This window comes from Halomonas sp. (assembly GCF_041689495.1).
GTDB lineage: Bacteria > Pseudomonadota > Gammaproteobacteria > Pseudomonadales > Halomonadaceae > Halomonas.
Window position 1 is genome coordinate 1 of record NZ_JBDNGD010000172.1, and the last position, 16,765, is coordinate 16,765.

The 16,765-nt window shown below is 64.1% G+C and carries 16 protein-coding genes and 2 pseudogenes; 6 read left to right on the plus strand and 12 right to left on the minus strand.

Annotation, left to right across the window (positions count from 1 at the left end):
* Positions 1-93: 93 nt before the first annotated feature.
* The 3 genes from ACESMD_RS05915 to zwf are packed head-to-tail and all read right to left on the minus strand — an operon-like array spanning position 94 to position 2,970.
* Entirely contained in the window at positions 94-768 is a 675-nt protein-coding gene (locus ACESMD_RS05915) for a bifunctional 4-hydroxy-2-oxoglutarate aldolase/2-dehydro-3-deoxy-phosphogluconate aldolase (RefSeq protein WP_372611234.1), read from the minus strand.
* A gap of 35 nt (positions 769-803) precedes the next feature.
* Positions 804-1,472: a 6-phosphogluconolactonase gene (pgl, locus tag ACESMD_RS05920; protein WP_372611236.1), complete on the minus strand. Its 669-nt coding sequence runs from the start codon at positions 1,470-1,472 to the stop codon at positions 804-806.
* 1 nt (position 1,473) lies between these two features.
* The gene (gene zwf, locus ACESMD_RS05925; RefSeq protein WP_372611238.1) at positions 1,474-2,970 is read right to left on the minus strand and encodes a glucose-6-phosphate dehydrogenase; all 1,497 of its coding nucleotides are present in this window, start codon (positions 2,968-2,970) and stop codon (positions 1,474-1,476) included.
* Between the two features lie 213 nt (positions 2,971-3,183).
* On the opposite strand from zwf, the gene ACESMD_RS05930 reads away from it, so the two are divergent.
* Positions 3,184-4,047, plus strand: a complete 864-nt coding sequence (locus tag ACESMD_RS05930; RefSeq protein WP_372611240.1) for a MurR/RpiR family transcriptional regulator — start codon at positions 3,184-3,186, stop codon at positions 4,045-4,047.
* Positions 4,048-4,066: 19 nt separating this feature from the next.
* Here ACESMD_RS05930 and ACESMD_RS05935 read toward each other — a convergent pair whose 3' ends face one another.
* A complete protein-coding gene (locus tag ACESMD_RS05935) occupies positions 4,067-4,408 on the minus strand; it encodes a TraR/DksA family transcriptional regulator (RefSeq protein ID WP_372611242.1) in 342 nt (113 codons plus the stop codon).
* A gap of 115 nt (positions 4,409-4,523) precedes the next feature.
* Here ACESMD_RS05935 and ACESMD_RS05940 point away from each other — a divergent pair, with 115 nt between their 5' ends.
* Positions 4,524-5,756 carry an MFS transporter gene (locus ACESMD_RS05940; protein WP_372611244.1) on the plus strand — a complete coding sequence of 411 codons (1,233 nt, stop codon included), beginning with the start codon at positions 4,524-4,526 and terminating at the stop codon, positions 5,754-5,756.
* 58 nt (positions 5,757-5,814) lie between these two features.
* Here ACESMD_RS05940 and ACESMD_RS05945 read toward each other — a convergent pair.
* The 4 genes and pseudogenes from ACESMD_RS05945 to ACESMD_RS05960 form a co-directional block, all read right to left on the minus strand.
* A pseudogene (locus tag ACESMD_RS05945) lies at positions 5,815-6,598 on the minus strand (universal stress protein).
* Positions 6,599-6,656: 58 nt separating this feature from the next.
* Positions 6,657-7,393 (minus strand): annotated as a pseudogene (locus ACESMD_RS05950) (SulP family inorganic anion transporter); the annotation flags it as partial.
* A gap of 169 nt (positions 7,394-7,562) precedes the next feature.
* Positions 7,563-8,339: a slipin family protein gene (locus ACESMD_RS05955; protein ID WP_372611264.1), complete on the minus strand. Its 777-nt coding sequence runs from the start codon at positions 8,337-8,339 to the stop codon at positions 7,563-7,565.
* A 58-nt stretch (positions 8,340-8,397) separates the two neighbouring features.
* Positions 8,398-9,792, minus strand: coding sequence for a nodulation protein NfeD (locus tag ACESMD_RS05960; protein WP_372611246.1), 1,395 nt, complete (start codon positions 9,790-9,792; stop codon positions 8,398-8,400).
* Between the two features lie 258 nt (positions 9,793-10,050).
* Here ACESMD_RS05960 and ACESMD_RS05965 point away from each other — a divergent pair, with 258 nt between their 5' ends.
* The 4 genes from ACESMD_RS05965 (at position 10,051) to ACESMD_RS05980 (ending at position 14,781) form a co-directional block, all read left to right on the plus strand.
* The gene (locus tag ACESMD_RS05965) at positions 10,051-11,133 is read left to right on the plus strand and encodes an aminoglycoside phosphotransferase family protein (protein ID WP_372611248.1); all 1,083 of its coding nucleotides are present in this window, start codon (positions 10,051-10,053) and stop codon (positions 11,131-11,133) included.
* A gap of 88 nt (positions 11,134-11,221) precedes the next feature.
* On the plus strand, positions 11,222-12,433 hold the full coding sequence (locus ACESMD_RS05970; RefSeq protein WP_372611250.1) for an ABC transporter substrate-binding protein: 1,212 nt from the start codon (positions 11,222-11,224) through the stop codon (positions 12,431-12,433).
* 36 nt (positions 12,434-12,469) lie between these two features.
* Positions 12,470-14,152, plus strand: a complete 1,683-nt coding sequence (locus ACESMD_RS05975; protein WP_372611252.1) for an ABC transporter permease — start codon at positions 12,470-12,472, stop codon at positions 14,150-14,152.
* Positions 14,149-14,781, plus strand: coding sequence for an ATP-binding cassette domain-containing protein (locus tag ACESMD_RS05980; RefSeq protein ID WP_372611254.1), 633 nt, complete (start codon positions 14,149-14,151; stop codon positions 14,779-14,781). Before ACESMD_RS05975 ends, ACESMD_RS05980 begins: the two co-directional genes overlap by 4 nt.
* An 80-nt stretch (positions 14,782-14,861) precedes the next feature.
* On the opposite strand, the gene ACESMD_RS05985 is transcribed toward ACESMD_RS05980, so the two are convergent.
* The 4 genes from ACESMD_RS05985 to ACESMD_RS06000 all read right to left on the minus strand — a co-directional run.
* A complete protein-coding gene (locus ACESMD_RS05985; protein ID WP_372611256.1) occupies positions 14,862-15,557 on the minus strand; it encodes a lipo-like protein in 696 nt (231 codons plus the stop codon).
* A gap of 221 nt (positions 15,558-15,778) precedes the next feature.
* Positions 15,779-15,979: a hypothetical protein gene (locus ACESMD_RS05990; RefSeq protein WP_372611258.1), complete on the minus strand. Its 201-nt coding sequence runs from the start codon at positions 15,977-15,979 to the stop codon at positions 15,779-15,781.
* Positions 15,976-16,161: a hypothetical protein gene (locus ACESMD_RS05995; RefSeq protein ID WP_372611260.1), complete on the minus strand. Its 186-nt coding sequence runs from the start codon at positions 16,159-16,161 to the stop codon at positions 15,976-15,978. Before ACESMD_RS05995 ends, ACESMD_RS05990 begins: the two co-directional genes overlap by 4 nt.
* A gap of 23 nt (positions 16,162-16,184) precedes the next feature.
* Positions 16,185-16,765: hypothetical protein (locus ACESMD_RS06000; protein WP_372611262.1), on the minus strand; the 581-nt coding region annotated here is incomplete at its 5' end.

Here is a 16,765-nt window from a genome sequence, read left to right on the forward strand (position 1 = left end):
GCCTCCCTGCCGACGCGCGACGACCTGGCAAGGCTATCGATGGAGAACAAGGGCGCGGGGAAGAACAAGGGCGTCGGGGCGCAGGAGCCGTAGTCAGTGATGAAATCGCTGAGCCGCCTCGCGAGCCAGCGAACGGATGGCGTCCCAGTCCTCGGTATCGACCAGGGACTTGGGCGTCAGCCAGGAGCCGCCTACGCACATCACGTTGTTCAGCGCCAGGTAGTCCTCGGCGTTGTTGACGCCGATGCCTCCCGTGGGACAGAAGCGCGCCTCGGGAATCGGGCCGGCGAAGGACTTGAGTGCCTTGACGCCACCGCTCGACTCGGCGGGGAAGAACTTGAAGCGACGGTAGCCATACTGCCAGCCGGTCATGAGTTCCGAGATGGTGGCCACGCCGGGCAGCATCGGGACCGGGCTCTCGACGCCGTAGCGATAGAGGGCCTCGGTGGTACCCGGGGTCACCACGAAGTCGGCCCCAACCTGTTCGGCCTGGCGATACTGGGCCGGCGTCAGCACGGTACCCACCCCGACACTGGCCTGAGGCAGCGCCTCCTTGATGCGGCGGATGGCCTCCTGGGCGCAATCGGTGCGCAGGGTCACCTCGAGGACGGTCAGGCCACCCTCGACCAGGGCCCTGGCCAGGGGGACGGCGTCTTCCACGCGCTGGATCGCCAGCACCGGGATCACTTCGGCCTTGAGGCAGATGCTGTCGAGTTCGGTGGTGCGGGTAGAGGGCAACTGCTTTTCGATACTCTTGTCGACAGTCATGGAATATCACTCCAGAAAAGTTCGGGAAATCGGTCTCAGGGGGCCCAGTAGACGGCCAATGGACAGGCCAGAAAGGCGCGGATCGGCAGCTCTCGGGCATCATCGCCGGAGAGGGCTCGCGCCAGCATCGCTCGCTTGTCGCCACCGCAGATGTGCAACAGGTGGCGGCGGGCATGATGCAGGCGGTCGGCACTCAGGGTGATGCGAGCCTGGGGTTGGCTGGGCGAACGCACGGCAACCACCGGGGCCTGCGTGGCAAGTGCCAGCTCCAGTTCACGGCTGTCAGGAAACAACGAGGCGGTATGACCATCGCCGCCCATGCCGAGGATCACCACACTGGCGGGCCAGGCCAAGGCCTGAAGGCGAGCGGCGACCGCGTCGGCGCCCTGCTCGGGTGTCGGGTCCGAGGTGGTCAGAGAGACAAAGCTCGCCCGGGCGGCGGGGCCCCGGAGCAGGTGCTCACGCACCAGGCGGGCATTGCTGTCGGCATGATCCTCGGGCACCCAGCGCTCGTCGGCCAGGATAACGTCGATGCGATCCCAGGGCAGCGCCGCGCTCGACAGCGCATGGAAGAAGGGCACCGGCGTCGAGCCGCCGGAGACCACCAGCAAGACCCGTTGCTGGTCCTGGAGGTCGGTACGCAGTGCCTGGGCCACGGCTTCGGCCAGCTGGACGGCCAGTTGATCGCGGGGGGAATCGCTCATCTCAGTAGTCCTCATACCAGCTCCGGCCATCCTGGGTGATCATGGCGATGGAGGCCACCGGCCCCCAGGAGCCCGCGGGATAGCGTCTTGGCGCCTCGTCGAGGTCCGCCCAGGCGGCGATCAGGCTGTCGCACCATTGCCAGGCGTGCTCGACTTCGTCCCGACGCACGAAGAGATACTGCTGGCCCTTCATCACCTCGAGCAGTAACCGCTCATAGGCATCGGGAATACGAGCCTTGGGAAAGGCGTTGTTGAAGTCCAGATGCAGGGGGCCACGGCGCAGGCGCATGCCCTTGTCCAGGCCGCTGTCCTTGGTCAGCACCTCAAGGGCCATGCCCTCTTCCGGCTGCAGGCGGATCACCAGCTTGTTGGCCGCCAGGCCGCGCTGGTCGGGATCGAAGATATAGTGGGGCTGCTGGCGGAAGTGGATGACGATCTGCGACAGCTTCTCGGGCATGCGCTTGCCAGTGCGCAGGTAGAAGGGCACACCGGCCCAGCGCCAGTTGGCCACCTCGGTTCTCATGGCCACGAAGGTCTCGGTCTGGCTGCGGGTATTGGCCTCATCCTCTTCCAGATAGCCCGGGACACTCTGGCCATCGATGCTGCCCGCCATGTACTGGCCACGCACCACATCGCGATCCAGCATGTCCTCGGTAAATGGCTTGAGGGCCTTGAGGACCTTGACCTTCTCGTCGCGTATGGCATCAGCGTCGAGGTTGGCCGGCGGGTCCATGGCGATCAGGCAGACCAGCTGCAGCAGGTGATTCTGGACCATGTCGCGCAGTTGCCCGGCCTCGTCGAAGTAGCCCCAGCGCCCCTCGATGCCCACCTTCTCGGCCACGGTGACCTCGACGTGGGAGATATGGTTCTGGTTCCACTGGGTGCCGAACAGCGGGTTGGCGAAGCGCAGGGCAATCAGGTTCTGCACTGTCTCCTTGCCGAGGTAGTGGTCGATCCGATAGATACGCGACTCGGGGAAGACCGCCCCGATGGCATCGTTGATATCGGCCGACGACTCGAGGTCGGAGCCGATGGGTTTCTCGACCACGACCCGGCTCTGCTCGTCGAGGCTGTCGCTGGCCTCGAGGTGGCGGCAGATGTCGCCATAGAGCTTCGCGCCCACGGACAGGTAGACCACCATGGGGCGCTCGAGCCCGTCCTGGCGCCAGTCGCGAATCGCCGTGTAGCCATCGACGCGGGTGAAGTCGAGCTGTCGATAGTCGAGACGGGCCTTGAAACGCTCGAGCGCCTTGGCGTCGAGCTCATCGGCCTTGACGTAGGTCTTGAGCGACGACTCCACCTGGGTCACGAAGCCCTGAAGATCCAGCGCCTGGCGCGCCAGACCCAGCAGTCGTGTGCTAGGGGCGAGGAGGCCTTCACGCTCGAGCTGGAAGAGCGCCGGGAAGAGCTTGCGCTGCGAGAGGTCACCGAGCGCGCCGAACAGCGCCAGGTCGATATCGGTGCGGCTGGATTGACCGGAGCGGTCGAGTTGCGTCATGAATGGCCCCATCCTTATCTTGTTAACTTAGCAAAAAAGTACCAATCAGGATGGGAAATTTCAAGGTATTTCTGTAAACTTACCTTTATGATAAGGGTGCGTCTTCCTTCAAGACCCCCAGAAGGCTAGGGTGGTGTTCTTGATGTAGTTAAATCACCACATTCTGCGCCCCTCACCTCCTGTCGCCATCCTCTTCACGGAGTCGCCGCCATCATGGCCAGTCATGACCTTCTCGATCGCATTCGCTTGCAACTCGAGGATCTCAACCGCTCGGAGCACAAGGTCGCCGATGTCATCCTCGCCGACCCGGCCGCCGCCACCAGCATGAGCATTGCCACCCTGGCACAGCTGGCGTCCGTCAGCGAGCCCACGGTCAATCGCTTTTGCCGCAGCTTCCTGGCCAAGGGCTATCCGGATTTCAAGATCAAACTGGCTCAGAGCCTGGCCGGGGGCACGCCCTATGTCAGCCGCGCCGTGGAGCCTACCGATGGGGCCACCGAGTACACCCAGAAGATCTTCGGCGCCACCATCGCCGCCCTGGATGAAGCTCGCCGCAAGACCGACCCGACCCGCATCGAACGCGTCGTCGATTACCTGACCCAGGCCAAGCAAGTCCACTTCTTCGGCCTCGGGGCCTCGGGCGCCGTGGCCCAGGACGCCCAGCACAAGTTCTTCCGCTTCAACATCCCGGTGACCGCCTACGTAGACGTGCTGATGCAGCGCATGATCGCCTCCACCTGCCAAACCGGAGACGTGGTAGTGGTCATCTCCTGGACGGGGCGAACCCGGGAACTGGTCGATATCGCCCGGATCGCCCGGAAAAGCGGTGCCGTGGTGCTGGGCATCACCGCGCCGGGGTCGCCACTGGCGGGCGAATGCACCGAGACCCTGGAAGTGGATACGCCCGAGGATACCGACTACTTCATGCCGATGACCTCGCGAATGATCCAGCTGACGCTGATCGATGTCCTGGCCACGGGGGTGACCCTGCGCCGGGGAGAGGATTTCCTGGACCATCTGAAGAAGATCAAGGACAGCCTGCTGGAGACGCGTTATCCGGCAAACCAGAACCCCTGAGTCGGGAGGACACGCAGGATCAGGAAGCGCAGTCGATGCACTTCAGGGCCAGGGGATCCCACTCGAGGCGCTTGCGGGCGATCCAGTCGCCACAGTCGATGCATTCGCCATACTCGCCCTTCTCGATTCGCGTAAAGGCCGCTGAAACTCGGCGCAGGGCCAATTGACGACGCTCCTCCTGCGCCTTGGCCATGGCCTGGCCCTGCATGGCGTCCATGCGCGACAAGCGCCCCACCGAGGTCTGATCGAGCATCACGGTATCGCGGGCGTCGCGGCTCGACTCGCTGTCCTCGAGCAGTTCGGCCCGCGTCGCGGTGAGTTTTTCCTGCACCAGATCCATGTCCAGTTCCGGATGGTTCACGGTCGTGTCCTCACGCCGGGGAGCTTTCCGGCAAGCTGCTATGATAGGGCCCGTCTCCGGACAGGTCAGACCACCATTCTGTCATTCTCACCCCTCACTGCCTATGGAGTGCCGCATGGGGTACCGCACCCTGCTGAAGGATCATCACGGACTGCTGGGCATCTCATTTCTGGCGATGTTCTCTTCGTTCATGGGCCAGAGCTTCTTCATCGGGCTTTTCCAGGCGCCGATCTCGGCACGGCTGGGCCTGAGCGCCGGGGAGTTCGGGGCCGCCTATGCCGTGGTGACGCTGATCGCCGGTTTTGCGATGCTGCGCCTTGGGCCGAGCATCGACTGGGTTCCCCCGCGGCGCTTCGCCATTGTCGTGCTGGTAACCCTGATACTGGGCGTTATTCTGCTCACGCTGTCACCCTGGTGGGTGCTGGGGCTGGCGGGCATGGGCCTGGTGAGACTGTGCGGCCAGGGCATGATGACTCATCTGGGCAACACCCTGGCCGGCAGGGAATTTGCGACCATGCGCGGCCGAGCCATGGGACTGGCCGGGATGGGGCTGATGCTGGGGGAAACACTGCTGCCACCGCTGACGGCAGCGATGCTGGTCTGGCTGGGCTGGCGGGAGCTGTGGTGGCTCTTCGTTCTGGTACTGGCAGGACTCTGGGTGCCGACCCTGGTGTTCGGCCCCTGGCCGAAGGCGCCCGGAAAACAGCCCAAGCGTGGACAGCCACACAGCGGTCCGCGCCCCTTTCGCGACAGACGGTTCTGGCAGTTGTTGCCCCTCTTGATGATCTTGCCGATCACCATGACGGGGCTGTTCATCTACCAGGCGAGGATGACCGAGGATCTCGGCAGCAGCCTGACCATCTATGCCCTGGCGCTCACCGGCATGGGCCTGGCCAAGCTTCCGGGAGCCTTGCTGGGAGGGCGCTGGGTCGACCGCCTGGGGCCGACGCGAATGGCCCGCCTCTACCTGCTGCCCTTCGCCCTGGCCCTGCTCCTGGCCATCGCCGTAGGCGGCGATATCGGGGTCTGGGCGCTGATGGTCGGGGGCGGACTGGCCATCGGCGCCCAGGAATCCATCGCCACCAGCCTGCTGGTGCGTATCTGGGGTGTCGAGTATCTCGGTACCGTGCGGTCCACCCTGAGTGCCTGCATGGTCTTCTCCACCGGTCTGGCACCGGCGCTGCTGGGGGTGGCCCTTGATCTGGGAGCCCACTTCACGATGATACTCGGCGGGATGCTGGTGCTGCTGATCGTCGGCTGGACGATGGCCCAGGGCATCCTGACCCGTCAGGAGACCAGGGGAAATCGTGAGTCTCTCTCCGGCAATGGAGACACCGAAAAAAAGTGAGTCATCGATACATCAATGGAACACCGCTGGATAGCGGTGTCCCATAGGGGTCGATCGATCAGCGCAGCAGCAATACCGGTACACTGGCCTTGCGCAGCATGGCGGTGGTGGTACTCCCCACCAGCAGGTGGCGGATACGGGAATGACCATAGGCGCCCATCACCAGCATGTCGATGGCATGCTGCTGCTGGTAATTACGCAGGGTCTCCTCGACCTCTCCTGCCCGGATCGCTCCCTGGGCCTCATGCCCGGCATCACGCAGTGTCTTCAAGGCCCAATCGAGCTGGGAGCGATTGTCGGCCGTCTCGGCACCGACAACCACCACGTGGCAGGGAACGCCATTGAACATCGGGCTCCTCGACATCATTTCCACCCCCTTGCGGGTGGTCTTGCTGCCGTCGAAGGCAATCATCACCGTTTCGGGTCGCTTGAAGCGATCGGTGACCATCAGAATCGGCCGATGCAGGGTGCGCACCAGCCTCTCCAGGTTGTAGCCCAGGTAATTGCCGTCCTGCTTTGCCATTACGCTGGCGAGTCACCGGATTCTCGACGCCCATTTCCAGGGCTCGATCCTTGGCCGCCTGGAGCATGAGGCGGCCCTGCTCCTGAGCGAGCTTGGCACGCTTTTCATCGAGCTGAGCCAACTCCTCGAGCAGATGCTCGCGCGAGCCCAGCCCGATATTGCCGGAGAGATCCGATTCGTCGGTGTGCTGAGGGTGGTTGTCCACCACATGCAGGAAGGTCAAGGGGGCATCCAGCGCCAGACTGGCCCAGGCCGCATAATCGCAGACGCCTTCCGAGTACTGAGAGCCGTCGACGGCGGCCATTACCTGTTCTGTCATGTCAGTGACCTCCCATGAGTTTTTCGACGGCGGCGGGATCATCGTGAACGGCAAAACGGTCGACGATGGTGGCGGTCATCATCGACTCCAGCAGCCCCACCACGGTGAGCATCAGCGAGGTGGGCAGGATGATCATCAGGGTCTCGAGGTTGGGCGGCACGTCCGGCTATAGAAAGACCGGCAGGCTGTCCGGCAACTCGCCCATGTCACCGACGCTGCGGATGCCCATCCCCGTCATCAGGAAAACGGCCGTCAAGACGACGATGCAGACCAGAGGCGAGGGAATGCTCTTGCCGATCTTCGGCACATAGGGAAAGAGGTAGATGATACCCAGGCCGGCGATAGTCATGGCGTAGACATGCCAGGTCACGTTGGTCAGTTCCGGCAACTGAGCCATGAAGATCAGGATCGCCAGGGCATTGACGAAGCCGGTAACCACCGAGCGGGAAACGAAGCGCATCAGGTCCGCCAGCCGCAGGTAGCCGGCGACGATCTGCAGCACGCCGGTGAGCAGGGTAGCCGCCAGCAGATACTCGAGGCCATGCTCCTTGACCAGAGTGACCATCAGCAGCGCCATGGCACCGGTGGCCGCCGAGATCATCCCCGAACGCCCCCCGGTGAAGGCAATGATCACGCAGATCGCGAAGGAGGCATATAGAGACCGACCCTGGGGTCGACGCCGGCGATGATGGAGAAGGCGATCGCCTCGGGAATCAACGCCAGGGCCACGACGATGCCCGACAGGGTGTCACCCTTGAGGTTGGAAAACCAACTCAGTTTCATTGTCTCGAACATGCACGGAATCCACGGTCGGGGGAAGCGGTGCGGCGTGACCGGCATGCAGGCCGGCATGCATGAAGGTACCCGGCGGTGAGCCGGGTACCTGATGTAGACTAACGTCGCATGTCACACCCTCTGGAGGGACAGGATTCTAGCAGCTTCCATACTGCCTTGCAGTATCGGCTCAGTCGGCGTCACCGCCGGCCGGTGGCCCGGCCTTCATCTGCTTGAAGGCCTCCAGCAGGTCCATGGGCATGGGGAACATCATGATCGTCGCCGCTTGATTGCTGCCCATATCCGCCATGGTCTGCAGGTAGCGCAGATGTAGGGCGGCGGGGTTACCCGACAGCACGTTGGCCGCCTGCAACAGCTTTTCCGACGCTTGCAGCTCACCCGCGGCATGGATCACCTTGGCGCGCCGCTCGCGCTCGGCCTCGGCCTGGCGGGCGATGGCACGGATCATGCTCTCGTCGAGATCGACATGCTTGATCTCGACGTTGGCGACCTTGATACCCCAGCTTTCAGCGGAACTGTCGATGATCTCCTGGATGTCATCGTTGAGCTTGTCGCGTTCGGAGAGCACCTCGTCCAGGTCGTGCTTGCCGAGTACCGAACGCAGGGTGGTCTGAGCCAACTGGCTGGTGGCGTTGGTGAAATGCTCGACCTGGATGATGGCCTTCTCGGGGTCGACCACCCGGAAATACAGCACGGCATTGACCTTGACCGTGACGTTGTCCTTGGAGATGACATCCTGTTCCGGAACGTCCATGGTGATGACCCGCAGGTCCACCACCTGCATCTTCTGAATGCCGGGGATGATGATCATCAGCCCTGGCCCCATGACGCGCTGGAAGCGCCCCAGGAAGAACACCACACCGCGCTTGTATTCCGGCAGGATGCGGATCGATGCCGCCAGCAGCAAGATCAGCAGGACGACCGGTACGAGATAGGAAAGCAACATCATGTCGACTCCTCGGTTGGGCCGGGCGATGCGAATCATCGACCGCGCCAGTCTTACTTCAGGATGACGATGCCAGCGGCTCGACCTCCAGGGTCAGGCCATCGACCGCCGTCACGCGGACCGACTGCCCGCGTGAGAGCGGCTGGGTGCTCCGGGCATTCCAGCGCTCGCCCATCAAACGCACATGCCCCTGGCCGGCAAAGTCCTCGAGCGCCTTGGCCTCGCTGCCCACCAGCTCTTCCTGGCCGGTCCGCGGCGTGCGACGACGCAATCCGATGAAGCGGGTAATGACCCATAGCATCAGGCCCGCCGCAAGCAGGGCGATGCCGCCGATCATGGGCAACGATATACGCAGGTTGTCCGCATCCATCAGAATCACCGATCCAAACACGAAGGCGGCGATACCGCCGATCCCCAGTATACCGAAACTCGGCATCAGGGCCTCGCCCACGATCAGCGCCATGCCAACCAGGATCAATGCCAGGCCGGCGAAATTGATCGGCAGCACCTGGAAGGCGAACAGCGCAAGCAACAGCGAGATGATACCGATGGTACCCGGCACCAGGCTGCCCGGACTGGCCAGCTCGAAGATCAGTCCGTAGAAGCCGATGATCATCAGGAAGTAGGCGACATTGGGGTTGGTGATCACCGCGAGAAACTGGGTCCGCCAGTCGGGATCGAAGCGCTCGATGGTCAGGTTGGCCGTATCCAGGATGCGCTCCCCATCCTCCATCACCACGGTGCGGCCGTCGACCTGGGTGAGCAGGTCGTCGATGTCCACGGCCACCAGGTCGATGACGTTCCTCTCCAGCGCCTCGCTGGCGGTGAGGTTCAGCGCCTCGCGCACGGCCTCCTCCGCCCATTCGGCGTTGCGTCCATGCCGCTGGGCCAGGCTGCGGATATAGGACACGGCATCCTCGAGCACCTTGCGCTCCATGGCCGTCTCGCCACGCCGCGGGGCATCGTCACTGCGCGCCGAGTCCTCGTCCGGCTCGTCTTCGCCCCCCAGTCCCGGCAAGCCCCCACCCATCTGAACGGGTGTCGCCGAGCCCAGGTGGGTAGAGGGCGCCATGGCCGCCACGTGGCTGGCATAGAGCAGGTAGGTACCGGCACTGGCCGCGCGTGCTCCCCCGGGCGCCACATGGATGGCGACCGGGACCGGTGATTGCAGCATGCGGCGGATCATGTCGCGCATGGAGGCGTCCAGACCCCCGGGGGTATCCATCTGCACCACCACGAGTCGTGCACCGCGCTCTTCCGCCCGCTCCAGGCCCCGCTGGAAATAATCACTGATCGCCGGACCGATGGCACCCTCGATGGTCATCACCTGGACGAGGCGTTCGTCCTGCTGGGCCGATGCCTGCCAGGCCAGCAGGGCACCGAGCCCGAGACAACACAGGCTGAGGAGCATCATCAGGGGGCGGATACGCTTGGCTCGGAATCGGTTGATCATCCTGTTCCCTCGACCGCAAGTCACTCCCCATGAGAGTAGCGGCAAACGGACTCGTTCAACCAGGGAATCACCGTCGGGACCGCCATTGACGACGCCAAGGGCGAATCCAGGGAGCGAATTGGCATAAAATCGTGTCCTAGCCTTGTTTCACTGCAAGGCGCCTTCTGCAAGGCGCCTTCTGTAAGGCGCTTCTTGTAAGGAACAGCGAGCCGACACGACTACTCCCCAGTCATGACTCAGGGCGACACCGGAGACCCCATGCCGAACGACACCACCGTGCCCCTCGAAGAAGACCTCAGCCTGGTCGAGCGCCTGTCATCGGCACTCGTGGTTTCCGGCCTGTCCCAGGAAATCAACGACATGCAGACGATGGCCGACACCGGCCTGGCCCATCATCATGTCTGGCTGCATCGTGACGCGATCGACTGGGTGGCACGGCTGCCTAAGCAGAGCCAGATGGGACTCGATCCCCGAGCCAATCTCGCCTACCAGGCGGCCTGTTTCGAGCGGGCAGGCGCCAGCGGCCATGCACCCTCCCTGCAGGGGGTATTGCCACCGTCGGAGGTCCTGCCCCGAGGGGGCCTGCTGGTCAGCGCCATTCGTGGGCGTCCCGCTCGGCTACCCGAGGACCTGACGGCCATCGCCGAGGCCCTGGCCAGCATCCACCTTCAGGAGGTGCCTCCCGGTGAGGCAAGGCTACCTCTGCTGGCGCCACCCATTCCCTGGAAGCCCATGGTCGAGGAAGTCATGGCACAGGCCGCCTTCCTCGACGAGGCGGACCTGGAGCCGGCGGCCCATCAGCTCGTCCGCGATGAGCTCGCCGCCCTGCCTGAGGCGCTGCCCGGCGGTCGGCTCAATGAGCCCCGGCTGATCAGCTTCGATGCCCACCCGGGGAATTTCCTGATCGCCGACTCCGGTCTGGCGGTGCTGGTCGACCTGGAGAAGTGTCGCTATGGCCTTCCCGGCTTCGACCTGGCCCATGCCAGCCTCTATACCTCGACCACCTGGGACCTGATCAGCCATGCCGAGCTCACCGCCGATGAGGTGGTCGACTTCTATCGTCACTGGCAAGCAACCATGGGCATCCACGGGGAGACGGCGACCCTGCTCTCCTGTCGCCGCGCCATGTGGCTCTGGTCGCTCACCTGGTGTGCCAAGTGGCGGGCCAGTCACCGCCGTGAACATGACCGGCAAGCCAGGGGCGAGGACTGGTCCGCCGAGCTCAGTGACGATGCCCTGGTCGCCCATGTGCGCGACCGGGTCGACCACTATCTCTCCACGGCCATCATCGAGCATGTGCAGCGGGAATTCCGCACCCTCGAGAAGGCACTCACCGACTGACAGCCGACCACCGACCGCTCATGACTGAGCGCATTATCCAGACACCTGCATTACGCATACACGTTCATCATCAAGCAAGGAACCGTCAATGCCGATCCGCCTGCTCGCTGCCGCCGCTCCTATCGCTCTGCTGCTGTCCGGCCCCGTCGCCGCGGCGCCCGACCCCGCCGACTGGCAGGCCGTGCTCGACGAGGCCCGTGGCCAGACCGTCTACTGGTACGCTTGGGGAGGCGATGAGCGCACCAATGGCTATATCGACTGGGCCGCCGACAGCATCGACGAGCGATTCAACATCGACCTGGTTCACGTCAAGCTGGGTGATACCGCCGAGGCGGTGTCGCGGGTGCTGGCGGAAAAACAGGCCGGCAACGATGATCAGGGCAATGTCGACCTGATCTGGATCAACGGCGAGAACTTCGCCACCATGAAGGCCAATGGCCTGCTGTTCGGGCCCTGGTCGGAAGCGCTTCCCCATTACCCCCTGACCGACCCGGAAAATTCCCCGGCGGTGCGCTTCGACTGGACCATCCCGGTGGATGGTCTGGAATCTCCCTGGAGCAGTTCCCAGGTGGTGTTCTACTACGACACTGCCCTGGTCGACGACCACCCCCGCTCGATGCCCGAACTGCTCGACTGGGTCCAAGCCAACCCCGGTGATTTCTCCTATCCTCGGGTCCCCAACTTCCTCGGCAATGCCTTCATCACCCAGGCGCTGCTTGAACTGGGCGAGGATACCGACCAGTTCTATGCTCCGGTAGAAGACGCCGATTTCGACGCCGCCACGGCGCCGCTCTGGGACTTCCTGGACGCCCTGCATCCCCATCTGTGGCGCAGCGGGCGGGCCTTCCCGGCCAACAATTCGGAGGTGCGCCAGCTGATGGGGGATGGCGAGATCAGCATCGGCCTGTCGTTCAGCACCACCGAAGCCTCCGGGGCCATCGCCAACTTCGAGTTGCCCGAGAGCGTGCGCAGCTATGTGCATGAGGGCGGCATGATCGGCAACATGAGCTTCCTGGCCATTCCCTACAACGCCCAGCACAAGGCCGGTGCCATGGTGACCGCCAACTACCTGCTCTCACCCGAGGCTCAGGCGAAGAAACATGACCCGGTGGTCTGGGGCAGCAACACCGTGCTCTCGCTGGACAGGCTCGACGAGGCGGATCGTGCGCGCTTCCAGGACATCGACCTGGGCATCGCCACCCTGCCGCCGGAGGAACTCGGCAAGGTCCGCGGTCAACCCCATCCCAGCTGGGTCGACGCCCTGGAAGCCGCCTGGCAGTCGCGCTATGTGGGCAACTGATCGGCGCGGGCAGACGCGACGGCACGCCGTCTCCCGATGATGCTGCGACTGGCCCCCGTCCTGATCGTTACCCTGCTGGTCGGCCCCATCCTGGCCGGCCTGGTCATGGCAGTGCTTCCCGCCTTCGGTTACCTGCCGGTACTGGGCGGTACCGAGTTCGGTCTGGCGCCCTGGCGGGAGCTGTTCGCCCAGCCCGGCCTGGCCCGCTCGGTGATCGTCAGCTTTGCCACCGGCCTGGTCACCACCGGCGTCTCCCTGACGGTGGTCTTGCTGTTCCTGGCCGGCATGGCCGGCAGCCGGCTGGACCGCTGGATCCGACGCCTGGTCTCGCCGTTGCTGTCGATCCCCCATGCGGCCGCCGCCTTCGGCCTGGCCTTCCTGATCGCCCCCTCGGGGCTGCTGGCGCGTCTGGTGTCCCCCGGGCTCACCGGCTGGGAGCGGCCTCCGGACCTGCTGATCGTCCAGGATCCCTGGGGGCTGTCGCTGATGGCCGGCATGGTGATCAAGGAGATTCCCTTCCTGCTGTTGATGAGCCTGGCGGCACTGCCCCAGCTCGATCCACAGCGTCGCGTGGCCATGGCGAGGTCGCTGGGCTACCGGCCGACCATTGCCTGGATGAAGACCGTTGCCCCGGCCCTCTATCCGCTGATTCGCCTGCCGGTCTATGCGGTCATCGCCTACACCTCCTCGGTGGTGGATGTAGCGCTGATCCTGGGCCCCACCCTGCCTCCAGTGCTCAGCATCTCGGTCATCGAGTGGTTCAACGACCCCGACCTGGAACGGCGCTACCTGGCCTCGGCCGGCGCCATCCTGCAGTTGGGGGTGACCGCCGGCGCGCTGCTCACCTGGTGGTGCCTGGAGAAACTGACCGCCCGGCTGATGGCCTGCTGGATAGAGCGTGGCGGCCGCCAACGTGGCGAGAGGAGCCTGCGCCTGGCCGGCAAGGGCCTGATCCTGGCCTCGACGCTCACCGCCTTTGTCGGGCTCGGCGGCCTGGCGCTGAATTCGGTATCCGGCTTCTGGCAATTCCCCGCTGCCCTGCCCGAGGGGTTCACCAGCATTCACTGGATGCGCGCCCTGCCGGCACTCGCCGGGCCCGTGACCTCCACCCTGACCATTGCCATCGGTGCGACCTTCATCGCCCTGGTGCTGGTGCTGGCCGCCCTGGAAAACGAGCAGCGTACGGGCCGACAGGCCTCGAAGGCGCTCTGGCTGCTCTATCTGCCCTTGATCGTGCCGCAGATCGCCTTCCTGTTCGGCCTGGTGGTGATCATGGAATCGCTGGGTGCCGGCCCGCGGCAGTGGGTGGTGATCTTCGGTCACCTGCTGTTCGTGCTGCCCTATGTGTTCCTCTCGCTGTCGGAGGTCTACCGCCGCTTCGATCCGCGCTGGTCGCGGCTGGCCCTCTCGCTGGGGGCATCGAGGAACGGCAGCTTCTGGCGGGTACGCCTGCCCATGCTGCTGGCACCGATACTCACCGCCATGGCCGTCGGCCTGGCGGTGAGTATCGGGCAATATCTGCCCACCCAGTTGCTGGGTGCCGGGCGCATCACCACCGTGACCACCGAGGCCGTGGCCCTGGCCTCGGGCGGTAACCGACGGGTCATTGGCGTCTGGGCTCTGGTTCAGGCCACACTCCCCCTGTTCGGTTTCATCCTTGCCGTGGGCTTGCCCCGGCTGCTCTGGTCGAATCGTCGTGGAATGCGAGGCGCCCCGTGAATCATCGCCACCATCTGGAACTTCGCCACATCCGTATCACCCTGGACGACCACTGCCTGGTGGAACTCGATGCCAGGGTCGGACCCGGGGAAGTGCTCACCGTGATGGGTCCCTCCGGGTCCGGCAAGTCCACCCTGCTGGCGTTTCTCGCCGGCTTCCTGTCAGAGGCATTCGATGCCACCGGCCGGGTGCTGCTGGATGGACAGGACATCACCCCCTTTCCCCCCGAGAAACGCGGCATGGGTCTGCTCTTCCAGGACCCGCTGCTCTTCCCTCACCTTTCCGTGGCGGGCAACCTGCGTTTCGGCCTGCCCCCGGCCAGTCCCGACAAGGCCGAGCGAGTCGAGCAGGCACTGGCGCAGATCGGCCTGGAAAGCTTCGGCGACCGCGACCCCGATACTCTCTCGGGGGGGCAGAAGGCCCGGGTGGCACTGATGCGCCTGCTGCTGTCCAACCCCTGTGCGGTACTCCTCGACGAACCCTTCTCCAAGCTCGATACCCACCTGCGCCACGAGATGCGCCAGCTGGTCTTCGACCGCCTCCACGACGCCGGCCTGCCCACCCTGCTCGTCACCCACGACCATGATGACGCCCGGGATGCCGGTGGGCAGGTGATAGAGTTGTCGTAATGATTCCTCGTCGGGTTACCTTGATCATGATGATGCGACAGCCAGGGTCGGGAGGAGAACCTAACGTGGTCTCCGGGCCATCAGGCATCGGGCACGAGCAGGCTCGGCTCATACCAGTTCCAGCACAGCTGGTAGGGGTCGAAGCCCTCTACCAGCATGGGCTTGACGATCTGGAAGTAGGGTGACAGATCGAAATCTCGCGGTGTAAAGAGAGAATAGTGGCGGCGTCGCAGTAACGGCTGCTTGCCTGTAGTCGGTTGAAGAAACGCCCCTTGTGAATCGGCATGCTCTTCGATTGGCAGAATTGGATAGTGCACGGACTGGAAGGCCTGGGTGATCAAGGTGGAACAGATGGCTCGGGTAGGATCGCCACTGCCGAGGGTGAGCATCCTCCGTCGCCAGCGTGCCGGCACCGGCGGCAAGGGCATCAGATAACGGGCCAGGTCGAAGATGTTACGAAGGTCATAGCGGTGTCCCAGGCGCTGGCAAACGAAACGAATCAACAACTCAATATCGCGCGGCGTCAACCCTACCGGACGGCAGATTCGCATGGGCATCCCCTCGAACTCATCGATCCCCACCAGCCGAACGCCCTCCGCCAGGTCGACCTCGACAAAACAGTCACTCGACTTCCCGCCGACGCTCTGTGCCGTTTCACGGCCGACGAACAATGCCGCATGGGACCATGACGATTGCGTAAGGTACTTGATTACCGTACTCAGTCGGGATGAACCCTCTACCAGCAAGACATCCCCGGGTTTCAGGCAAGGCAGCACATCACCCTCTAATCGGCCGTCGACCTGATGCCAGGAGCGCGGACAGGTGAGCCAGCAACTCAACCAGTATCCGCATCCTTCGAGCATCTTCGACATGGGTAAAACTCCCCGAGTCGCCTTGCGACTGCCAATAAAACTCCCCGAGTCGCCTTGCGACTGCCAATGGTGTCTCATGTCATTTTGTCGCTGCGCTCGAACCCTCCTTTCAAAGCGAGTGAGCCTTAACGACTCCCTGCCGCCTCCCGGGCAATGCCCTCTAAGGCCTCTGCCACCTTGTCGAGGGGCAAGTCGCAAGCGCTCAGGTCATGGCGCCTAGCCAGGTACTCTGGGTGATTCCACTCCACCAGGGTGCCTTGGTCCGACTCGCGGATCACCATCTTCTGGGGCAGGTCGAGCGCCAGACTCCCGCTGCACTGCATCATCGGCGTGCCGACATCAGGGTCATCCCCCTTTCCTCGAGTGCCGCACGCAGCCGCTCGTCGACGGCATCGATCCCCTGATCACTGGTCAATCGCTCGATACCCGGGTCGGCGGCCAGCGCCTGGCCCGTTGTCACCAGACCGACAAATACCAGACTTGCCAAAAGGTTGCGTCTATGGAACACGGCGGTAACTCCTTGTGCTTGCTTCAGTGTGAATTTTCAGCGTCGTCCACTGGGCTGGCGCCTGCAACTTCGAGCTGCCGCGTCATGCCCGCTAGCCCTGCGACCAGCAGCAGTATCGCCACCGGTATCAATACGGGCGCCAGGCTGGCCACGGCACCGGCAATCGGCAGGCCGAGCCAGATCAGCACCAGGGGGGCACAGCAGGCGCCACCTGCCAGCAGCGCCGGCACTGCCGCCAGCAGACCCGTGCTGGCGGACTTGAGTTCACAGGTCTTCGGGGCGCGCCAGAGCCGCCAGCCGGCCACCAGATTCAGACCGACGAGCATCCCGATGGCAAGGGCCAGCAGGAAGTTGAGCGGGCTGAAGGTCCAGACCAGTGGCCCCAGGGTAATCAGCCCGACCGGTTCGAACTGGAAGGTACTGCGCGCCTCGAACATCCGCTGCCAGGCCGGGAAGACGGCATCGATGCCGCCCAGGCCACCACCGGCCAGGTCCCCGGTCAGCCAGAGGTAGAGTCCCGTATAGGCCAGCGCTGTCAGCATCAGAACGACGAGGTGCGACGGGTAACGAACCAGCGCGACAAGCAGATGCTTCAACGGCGTCA